Source organism: Yoonia sp., from assembly GCF_017854565.1.
In the GTDB taxonomy this organism is placed as follows: Bacteria; Pseudomonadota; Alphaproteobacteria; order Rhodobacterales; family Rhodobacteraceae; genus Yoonia.
Map to the genome: position 1 here is coordinate 1 of NZ_JAFMHJ010000077.1, position 8002 is coordinate 8002.

Annotated in this window: 11 protein-coding genes, 1 tRNA gene and 1 pseudogene; 1 reads left to right on the plus strand and 12 read right to left on the minus strand. The window is 60.5% G+C overall.

The features are described from left to right. Positions 1-147: 147 nt before the first annotated feature. The 11 genes from yacG to QZ196_RS16700 all read right to left on the minus strand — a co-directional run bounded on the left by yacG (position 148) and on the right by QZ196_RS16700 (position 7591). Positions 148-333, minus strand: coding sequence for a DNA gyrase inhibitor YacG (gene yacG / locus QZ196_RS16650; protein WP_296428442.1), 186 nt, complete (start codon positions 331-333; stop codon positions 148-150). Further along, positions 333-1367 carry a ribonuclease E/G gene (locus tag QZ196_RS16655; RefSeq protein ID WP_296428443.1) on the minus strand — a complete coding sequence of 345 codons (1035 nt, stop codon included), beginning with the start codon at positions 1365-1367 and terminating at the stop codon, positions 333-335. Before QZ196_RS16655 ends, yacG begins: the two co-directional genes overlap by 1 nt. Then, on the minus strand, positions 1364-1969 hold the full coding sequence (locus QZ196_RS16660; protein ID WP_296428445.1) for a nucleoside triphosphate pyrophosphatase: 606 nt from the start codon (positions 1967-1969) through the stop codon (positions 1364-1366). The genes QZ196_RS16655 and QZ196_RS16660 overlap by 4 nt, the downstream gene beginning before the upstream one ends. A gap of 90 nt (positions 1970-2059) precedes the next feature. Further along, positions 2060-2278 (minus strand): translation initiation factor IF-1, encoded by a 219-nt coding sequence (gene infA / locus QZ196_RS16665; protein ID WP_007205486.1) that lies wholly within the window; start codon positions 2276-2278, stop codon positions 2060-2062. An 82-nt stretch (positions 2279-2360) separates the two neighbouring features. Continuing rightward, positions 2361-3242, minus strand: coding sequence for a carbon-nitrogen hydrolase family protein (locus tag QZ196_RS16670; RefSeq protein ID WP_296428447.1), 882 nt, complete (start codon positions 3240-3242; stop codon positions 2361-2363). Positions 3243-3290: 48 nt separating this feature from the next. Then, positions 3291-3773 carry a low molecular weight phosphatase family protein gene (locus QZ196_RS16675; protein ID WP_296428449.1) on the minus strand — a complete coding sequence of 161 codons (483 nt, stop codon included), beginning with the start codon at positions 3771-3773 and terminating at the stop codon, positions 3291-3293. A 1-nt stretch (position 3774) separates the two neighbouring features. After that, entirely contained in the window at positions 3775-4254 is a 480-nt protein-coding gene (locus QZ196_RS16680; protein ID WP_296428451.1) for a UPF0262 family protein, read from the minus strand. A gap of 1 nt (position 4255) precedes the next feature. After that, positions 4256-5563 (minus strand): histidinol dehydrogenase, encoded by a 1308-nt coding sequence (hisD, locus tag QZ196_RS16685; protein ID WP_296428453.1) that lies wholly within the window; start codon positions 5561-5563, stop codon positions 4256-4258. Positions 5564-5698: 135 nt separating this feature from the next. Then, positions 5699-6178 carry a DUF2948 family protein gene (locus QZ196_RS16690; RefSeq protein ID WP_296428455.1) on the minus strand — a complete coding sequence of 160 codons (480 nt, stop codon included), beginning with the start codon at positions 6176-6178 and terminating at the stop codon, positions 5699-5701. Continuing rightward, on the minus strand, positions 6175-7443 hold the full coding sequence (murA, locus tag QZ196_RS16695) for a UDP-N-acetylglucosamine 1-carboxyvinyltransferase (RefSeq protein ID WP_296428456.1): 1269 nt from the start codon (positions 7441-7443) through the stop codon (positions 6175-6177). Before murA ends, QZ196_RS16690 begins: the two co-directional genes overlap by 4 nt. A gap of 7 nt (positions 7444-7450) precedes the next feature. Beyond that, positions 7451-7591 carry a hypothetical protein gene (locus QZ196_RS16700; RefSeq protein WP_296428457.1) on the minus strand — a complete coding sequence of 47 codons (141 nt, stop codon included), beginning with the start codon at positions 7589-7591 and terminating at the stop codon, positions 7451-7453. 87 nt (positions 7592-7678) lie between these two features. On the opposite strand from QZ196_RS16700, the gene QZ196_RS16705 reads away from it, so the two are divergent. Then, positions 7679-7753 (plus strand) — tRNA-Thr (locus QZ196_RS16705). Between the two features lie 22 nt (positions 7754-7775). Here QZ196_RS16705 and QZ196_RS16710 read toward each other — a convergent pair. Continuing rightward, a pseudogene (locus QZ196_RS16710) lies at positions 7776-8002 on the minus strand (resolvase); the annotation flags it as partial.

Here is an 8002-nt window from a genome sequence, read left to right on the forward strand (position 1 = left end):
ACCGACACGAGGATTTTCAATCCACTGCTCTACCCCTGAGCTACCCGGGCACCGGGACGGATATTTCCGTCGGGTAGCGGGGTTTTAGACGCGGGCGGCGGGGGTGTCCAGAGGGAAGTTGATGCTTATTTGCGCTTACGACGGCATTTAATGTGGTTTCGTCTCGGGGGTGTCGCGCAGGCGGTTTTCCAGCTCTTCGGCGTCGTCGGGATCGTTGGATGGGATCGCGTAGGCGCCCGTCAGCCATTTTGCCAGATCGACGTCCGTGCAGCGCTTGGAGCAGAACGGCCGGAACGCGGTTTGGGTGGGTTTGTTGCAGATCGGGCAGGCCATCAGAGGTCTTTCATCAACTTCGCAGGCACGGGCAGACGTTCGCGTTTGCGCTGCAGTTCGAACAGGCCCATCGGCGTCCAGCCTACCAGTGACGTTTCCACCGTGTCCGCCTTGAACGCGGCGCGCAGGGATTGTTCGACCTGTTTGCGATGGGTTTTGGACATCGACACGAAATCAATGCTGATCTGGCCACCAAGCCCACGCAGCCGCAGCGCGCGGGGCAGGGCGCGACACGCGGCAAGGTTGGCCTTGAGGGCGGCCGCCTGCGACGTGTCGTTGCCGGTATTGACGTCCACCGCTATCAGCGCGCGTGTCGGTTCGACATACATCGTACCTTCGCCCAGCGGGACCATGGGCTGCGCCAACGTCGTGATCTGGCCCAAAATATCATGCGTTTCGAACCCGCCGGGTTCGGTGACGACGGTTGCCGCCCCCGTCCAGTCGCGCCAAGCCAGCGTGTGGGGCCCGTCGCCTTCGGTCAGGGCTTCGGGGGTTATGCCCTCGGCGTCGGCCAGAACGGCGTCGGCCAGCGACAGCATAGCCATAATATCTTCTGCTATTTCAGTGCTTTGGGCGCCTTCGCACGATGACCGCAGGATCAGGCCGTAATCACCATCGAACACCTCGTGGGCGACGGCAAGCAGGTTGTCGCGGGTGTCTTCATCGGTGATCTGCCGCGAGATGTTCAATCCCGGCTTGCCGGGTGTCACAATCGCATAGCGGCTTTTGAACAGCACACGGTCGGTGACGGGCACGGCCTTGCCGCCTTCGGCATAGCCTGTGACCTGCACCAGTACCGGCTGGCCGGGGCGCAGCCCTTTGCCTTGGCGCAAGAACGCGGTTTCGCCGTCGGGCAGCCGCAACATCATCCCGCCCTGACCCTTGATCGGACGGTCACAGATCCCGCGAAAGATGGCACCGGGGCGGGGGGCGTCGATATGATCAAGCAACAGGTCATCAAGTTTGCCATCAACCAGATAGGCTGCGGCCTCGATATCACCGATATGGTCAAGAACGATCATGCGACCCTTCATGCGTCACCTTCATAAAGCGGGAAACCGGCAGCCGTCAGCAGGCCGGCGGTTTCGGTAAGTGGCAGGCCAACAATGCCGGTATACGACCCGTTGATCCATGGAATAAAGGCGCCAGCCGGCCCTTGGATGGCATAGCCGCCAGCCTTGCCGTGCCAGTCGCCCGTGGCCAGATAGGCGTTCACCTCGGCATCCGACAGTTGTTTTACAGCCACGGTGCTTTGTACGTCCTTCAGCCAGACGCGGTCGCCGCGTTTCACCGCCACGGCCGTGATCACCCGATGACGGCGCCCGGACAGCGCATAGAGGAACTGCGCAGCTTCACCCGCATTCGCAGGCTTGCCCATGATACGCCGGCCAAGCGCGACGGTGGTATCGGCGCACAGCACAACCTCGTCGGGGGCGGCAACGACCGCTGCCACCTTTTCGGATGCGATCCGTTTGACATAGTCGCGGGGCAATTCACCCTTGCGCACGTCTTCATTGATATCAGGCGCGCGGACCGCCGCAGGGGTTATTCCCAATTGCGCCAACAGCTCCAGTCGCCGGGGCGAGCCAGAGCCGAGAATCAGCCTGAGGCCGTTTTGAGGTGTCAGCGTTGTCATGGATGCGCCCAGACTGACAATTGGGTGCCGGGCGGCATTTGGCAAAGCGCCAAACGCTTTCCCCGCACGGGGCGAAACATACGTTTCGCCCTACTTGAAGCGATAGTTGATCCGACCCTTGGTCAGATCGTAAGGGGTCATTTCGACTTGTACCTTGTCGCCTGCCAGAACCCGGATGCGGTTTTTACGCATCTTGCCTGCCGTATGCGCGATGATCTCATGGCCGTTTTCCAGCTCGACCCGAAACGTCGCGTTTGGCAGCAGTTCTTTCACGACACCTGGGAATTCGAGCAGTTCTTCCTTGGCCATGTGATCTCCTGTGTTGTACCGTTCACTGATGGGTGCGAACGGCGCTTAAATGCGCCTGAACCCGGCAGTTTTCAAGGGCTAATCAGCGTAACGTCACGGATGTGACTGTTTTGATGCGGTCGTCCTGTTCTACCCAATGCGCAAAGTTGCCGACCTGACCAGTTGCGCGCGCCGCAGCGATGCCTGTCGGGGCGACGTCGGCGATCACCCAGCCGGGCATATCCGTCACGCCCTGGGCGATAATCCCGTCGGCAGGCAAGCCGTAGTCGGGCGGGCAAAACAGGCCGGCGCGCCCGGTATTCAGGGCCACGATATCACAGCCCGGCACGGCACCAACCAGCGGCGCCTGCACGATCAGACACTGCCCTTCAATCGCGCGGGCCCTGCACGACTGCCGCACGCGGGTCTGTCCTGCAACCTGTTCGGTACACGAAGGAACCAGAATCATATCCGCACCTGCGGCCATAAGCGCCCGTGCCAAAAGGGGAAATTCGCTATCGTAACAGATCAGCACGCCAACCCGGCCCACTGCCGTATCAAACAGTTGCATCTGTTGACCCGCAGCAAGGGACATGTGCAGCCGCTCGTAAGGGGTCAGGATCATCTTGTCCTGAAAGCCGAGATCACCACCGGGCCCACACAGCATGGCGCGGTTCACAAGACCGCCCGCACCCTGCGCATTAAGGCTTCCTGCCAAAATGGTCACATTGTATTTCATCGCCAGATCCCGGTGCAGCGCAGCCCAGCGGTCCGCTGCGGCAACCATACCATCACGCCAGCGCCGCGGATCGCCATTGCCGTCTGGCGCGCCGATCAATGCGGCCTCGATCCCGGCGTATTCGGAAAACACCAACAGCGCCGCGCCTTGCGTGGCCGCATCGCGGACCCAATGATCGCGCTTGGCCGTCAGGCCAGCCCAATCGTCATGCCATTGCGGATGATAGGCCGCCGCTGCGATTTTCATGACGTCTTGCTCCGAAATTGCATGGGGAAATTGGATTGGGGGGGCCGCTCAGCCTGCTGTGTCCTCTGACCCCGGCCCCCAGCGATCAATCAGGCGGCTTTTGATCTGGTCGCGGGCCTGCCGATAACTGGCCAGCCGCGCCTCGCGATCCTCGCCCAATCCTGTGGGGTCGAGAATCGGCCAATACTCCACATCAAGGTGGTAGAACTGCGTCAGGTCCAGCGCCCGGCGCTGGCTGGCCGGTGACAGCGCCAGCACGAGATCGAAAGACGACAGGTCATCGCCCCAGTCTTCCATTTCATCGAATGAACGCGACCGGTGGCGGGCCAGTTCCACCCCGATTTCGGCACAGACAGCGATTGAAAACCCGTCAATCTCCAGGTCGTTCTTGACGCCGACAGACTGGATGTAACACCTTGTTCCGTATAGCTTTTTCATGATCGCTTCGGCCATTGGCGACCGCACCGCATTGTGGTCGCAGCAAAACAGGACCGACTGCGGCAAAGGTGCATATGATAGGCTGTCGGACAATTCAGCCCCCAAAATGCAGGACGCAAATCAGGGTGAACAGGCGCCGTGCGGTGTCGGTATCGACGTCCGCCTTCCCCTCAAGCCGTTCTTGCAGGACCCGCGCCCCTTCGTTGTGGATGCCACGGCGGGCCATATCAATAGTCTCGATCTGGCTGGGCGGCAGGGTCTTGACGGCATCGAAATAGCTTTCGCAGATCTGGAAATAATCCTTCACGACCTGCCGAAATGGCCCCAGCGACAGATGAAATTCACCCGCCGGGCTTTGATCCTCGGACCGGACATCGAACACCAGCCGGCGCTCGCGGATCGACAGGCCAAGGCGATAAGGCCCCGGCGGCATATCGCGGCCATCACGGGCGGGCAGCGCAAAGCTGTTGTTTTCCAACAAATCAAACATCGCCACTTTGCGTTCTTGTTCGATCTCGGCTGTGGGCGCGGGCAACCCGCTGTCATCAAGATCAATATGGATGATTTTCGTCATGTCACAGCCCCCGGTTTAGACGATCAAGACGCGCACGCACCGAGAGGCCATGCGCCTGCAGGCTTTCGGATTGCGCCAGCCGTTCAGCGGCAGGGCCAATGGCGGCCAGGGCCTCTGGGGTCATACGTGAAAGGGTGGTGCGTTTGATGAAGTCCATGACCGACAACCCACTTGAAAACCGTGCCGATCGCGCCGTCGGCAGCACATGATTTGGGCCGCCGATGTAGTCACCGATCGCCTCGGGTGTCCAACCGCCGATGAAAATCGCCCCCGCATGGGTGACCCGCGCGGCCAGCGCGTCCGCATCCGCCGTGCACAGTTCAAGATGCTCGGGTGCAATGCGATCCGACAAAACCACCGCCTCGTCCATGTTGGCGACCGTGATCACAGCGCCAAAATCGCGCCAACTGGCCCCTGCGATGGCGCGCCGTTCCAGTGTCTCAAGCCGCTTTTCCACAGCCGCCGCGACCGCCTGCCCAAAGCTTGCATCGTCTGTGATCAGCAACGATTGCGCACTTTCGTCATGCTCGGCCTGGCTCAACAGATCAAGCGCGATCCAGTCGGGATCATTGTCCTTATCCGCAATCACCAGAATTTCGGACGGACCTGCGATCATATCAATCCCGACCTTGCCAAAAACCCGACGCTTGGCGGCTGCCACAAAGGCATTGCCGGGGCCGGTAATCTTGTCGACGGGCGCAATCGTCGCCGTGCCATAGGCAAGCGCGGCAATCGCCTGCGCGCCACCGATGCGATAAATCTCGTCCACACCTGCGATCCGCGCGGCCAGCAGCACCAGCGGGTTAGTCACCCCATCCGGCGTCGGCACGACAATTGCCAAACGGGCGACCCCCGCCACTTTCGCCGGTATCGCATTCATCAGGACCGACGAAGGATAAGACGCCAAACCGCCCGGCACATAAAGCCCGGCCGCCGAAACCGGCGTCCAGCGCCAGCCAAGCGTGGCACCGGTTTCATCGGTCCACATCGCATCATCCGGCATCTGGCGGGCGTGATAGGCGTGGATACGCTCTGCGGCCAATACCAACGCCGCACGGTCTTCATCGCTGACTTTGGCACATTCCGCCGCAATTTCGGCGGCGGAAAACCGCATCGTTTCGGGTGTCAGCTGCAGCCGGTCAAACTGCGCCGTCAGCGCCAGCACAGCGGCATCGCCACGGGCCCGCACATCGGCAATAATACCAGCGACCACAGCGTCCACATCAGGGCTATCTTCGCGCTTGGCCCCCAACAGGGCGGCAAAACGTGCTTCGAAATCACGATCAGCGGTGGATAGAAACTGCGGCATGGGTCACTCCTTCAGGCCACGACATAGCGGGGCAGGGGCGTTTCATCAATGCGGGCCAATCGCTTCTTCCGAGTATAAATATCCGCCGCGCGCAGCGCATTGAAAATCATCGCAGGCAGCAGCCGCCCATTTGGATTACGCGGGGTGCGACGGTGCCTTGCCCGATGGCGCGATATAGGGGCGGGTCACGTCGCGCAATACCGCCTCAAGCGCCTCCACCTCAAGTGCGACTACGCCATCACCCGCCAGCGTCAGCGTGATCCGGCCCATGCCATCTTCACCGGGTTCAAACGCAATCGACAGCAGCGAAAACACCAGATCAGGGTCAGAGGGGTTCACCCCCTGACTTTGCACGCGCATCACATCCTCAAACGCCAATACCGCCTGTACCCGCTCGAACCCGCGCTTGCGCAGCGCGGCCTTTGGCGCATCTTCCCAGCGGAACCTGTTGAGCAATAGCGCAAATCGGCGTGCCTTGCGGTCCCAGCGCATCTCGGACGCGGGAAATATCGCGTCCTGCACCAGTGTTGCAATCACCGCCAGATCTTCGGCGTCCAGCGCCTTGAGGCGCAGTGGCGCCTCGCCGCCATCTTCAAATCGTGCATCTTCTGTCATGATCCTGATACCCGTTCAATTTGTGCGCCCAACGCGCTCAACTTTTCCTCAACATGCTCATATCCGCGGTCCAGATGATAGACCCGGCTGACCAGCGTTTCACCCTCCGCGGCCATTCCCGCAAGGATCAGCGACACCGACGCGCGCAGATCGGTCGCCATCACCCGCGCACCTTTCAGGCGATCAACACCCGTGACGGTCGCCGTGCCGCCATGCACTTCGATATTGGCCCCCATCCGTACCAGTTCCGGCGCATGCATAAAACGATTTTCAAAGATTTTCTCTTCCAGTACCGACGTCCCCGTGGCGGTACATAACATCGCCATCATCTGCGCCTGCAGGTCGGTTGGGAAACCGGGGAACACCTCTGTGGTGATGTCCACCGCACGGGCGCGGTCATCGCGGCGTTTCACCTTCAGGCCGTCTGCCGTTTCGGTGACATCGACGCCCGCCGCATCCAGTTTTTCGACGAACGACCGCACCAGATCCAGCCGACCGCCCAGACACTCCACCTCGCCACCGGCAAAAACCGGGGCCAGCATATAGGTGCCCAACTCGATCCGGTCGGTGACGACCGGATGGGTCGCAGCGCCCAGACGGTCAACGCCCTGAATGGTGATGGTGCTGGTGCCTTCGCCCTCGATCTGCGCACCCATACGGCGCAGGCAGTGTGCCAAATCGACAATCTCCGGCTCGCGTGCGGCATTTTCGATAATTGTGGTCCCCTTGGCCAGGGTCGCGGCCATCAGCACGTTTTCGGTGGCACCCACGGATGCAAAGCGTAGCGGCACGCGCGCGCCCCGCAGCCCGCCCTTGGCTGTGGCATGCAGATAGCCGTCCTTCAGCTCAATCTCGGCCCCCATCGCCTCAAGCGCGGTCACATGAATATCCATCGGCCGCGCGCCAATGGCACAGCCGCCCGGCAGCGACACGATCGCCCTGTGATGTCGCGCCAGCAGCGGCCCCAGCACCAGATTGGACGCCCGCATCTTGCGCACAATCTCGTAATCCGCCGTGGTCGATGTCATGTCATGCGATGACAACACTTGTACCTTGCCGCCCTGCATCGACGTCACTTCGACACCCAGCGACTGCAACAGCGCGGTCATCGTCGCAATGTCCGATAACCGCGGCGCATTGGTCAGGGTCAGCGGCTCCTCGGACAACAGCGTTGCGGGCATCAGCGCCAGCGCCGCATTCTTGGCCCCCGCGATCTGGATCTTCCCATGCAGCGGGGTGCCGCCTTTGACCAAAATTGAATCCATAACCTGCCTACTCTTTCTCTTTCTTGTCCGGCTCTGCCGCCCGCGCACGGGCCTGCGCCTTGCGTTTGGCCATATTGGCCTTCAACGCAGCCTTCAACCGGACCTCGCGGCTGTTGGCAGGCTTCTTTTGGTTTTCTTTGTCACTCATGACAGCCCTGTTAGCAACACCAGCAAAAACCGTCCAGAGAGGGCTTGCACCAAGGCGCGTTTGTCGCTAATTCCCCGCCTCACGGATGCTGTGGTAGCTCAGTGGCAGAGCACACCCTTGGTAAGGGTGAGGTCGAGAGTTCAATCCTCTCTCACAGCACCATCTCGATTTTTGACACCAAAAATCACCCTAAGTATTTGAAAGGGAAGGATAATTTTTGAGTTTCATACACCCCCTTTTGACTGTACCTTAGAGGCTCGGCAAAGGCCAATCTAAGCACTGCTTGGCGCATGAAAAAATCACTATTTTTCCAAATATTCCAAGGGCTTGATAGGAATTTTAGAGGGAGTTCAATACAATCCTCTAGCCGTCCCTTTGGTGGGACTGATTTCGCTATTCTGTCGTTAAGAA

Coding starts and splice junctions, on each gene's coding strand:
- QZ196_RS16700 (WP_296428457.1), bottom strand. CDS start 7,591: ATGAGTGACAAAGAAAACCAAAAGAAGCCTGCCAACAGCCGCGAGGTC.
- murA (WP_296428456.1), bottom strand. CDS start 7,443: ATGGATTCAATTTTGGTCAAAGGCGGCACCCCGCTGCATGGGAAGATC.
- QZ196_RS16670 (WP_296428447.1), bottom strand. CDS start 3,242: ATGAAAATCGCAGCGGCGGCCTATCATCCGCAATGGCATGACGATTGG.
- hisD (WP_296428453.1), bottom strand. CDS start 5,563: ATGCCGCAGTTTCTATCCACCGCTGATCGTGATTTCGAAGCACGTTTT.
- QZ196_RS16655 (WP_296428443.1), bottom strand. CDS start 1,367: ATGAAGGGTCGCATGATCGTTCTTGACCATATCGGTGATATCGAGGCC.
- infA (WP_007205486.1), bottom strand. CDS start 2,278: ATGGCCAAGGAAGAACTGCTCGAATTCCCAGGTGTCGTGAAAGAACTG.
- yacG (WP_296428442.1), bottom strand. CDS start 333: ATGGCCTGCCCGATCTGCAACAAACCCACCCAAACCGCGTTCCGGCCG.
- QZ196_RS16660 (WP_296428445.1), bottom strand. CDS start 1,969: ATGACAACGCTGACACCTCAAAACGGCCTCAGGCTGATTCTCGGCTCT.
- QZ196_RS16690 (WP_296428455.1), bottom strand. CDS start 6,178: ATGACAGAAGATGCACGATTTGAAGATGGCGGCGAGGCGCCACTGCGC.
- QZ196_RS16680 (WP_296428451.1), bottom strand. CDS start 4,254: ATGACGAAAATCATCCATATTGATCTTGATGACAGCGGGTTGCCCGCG.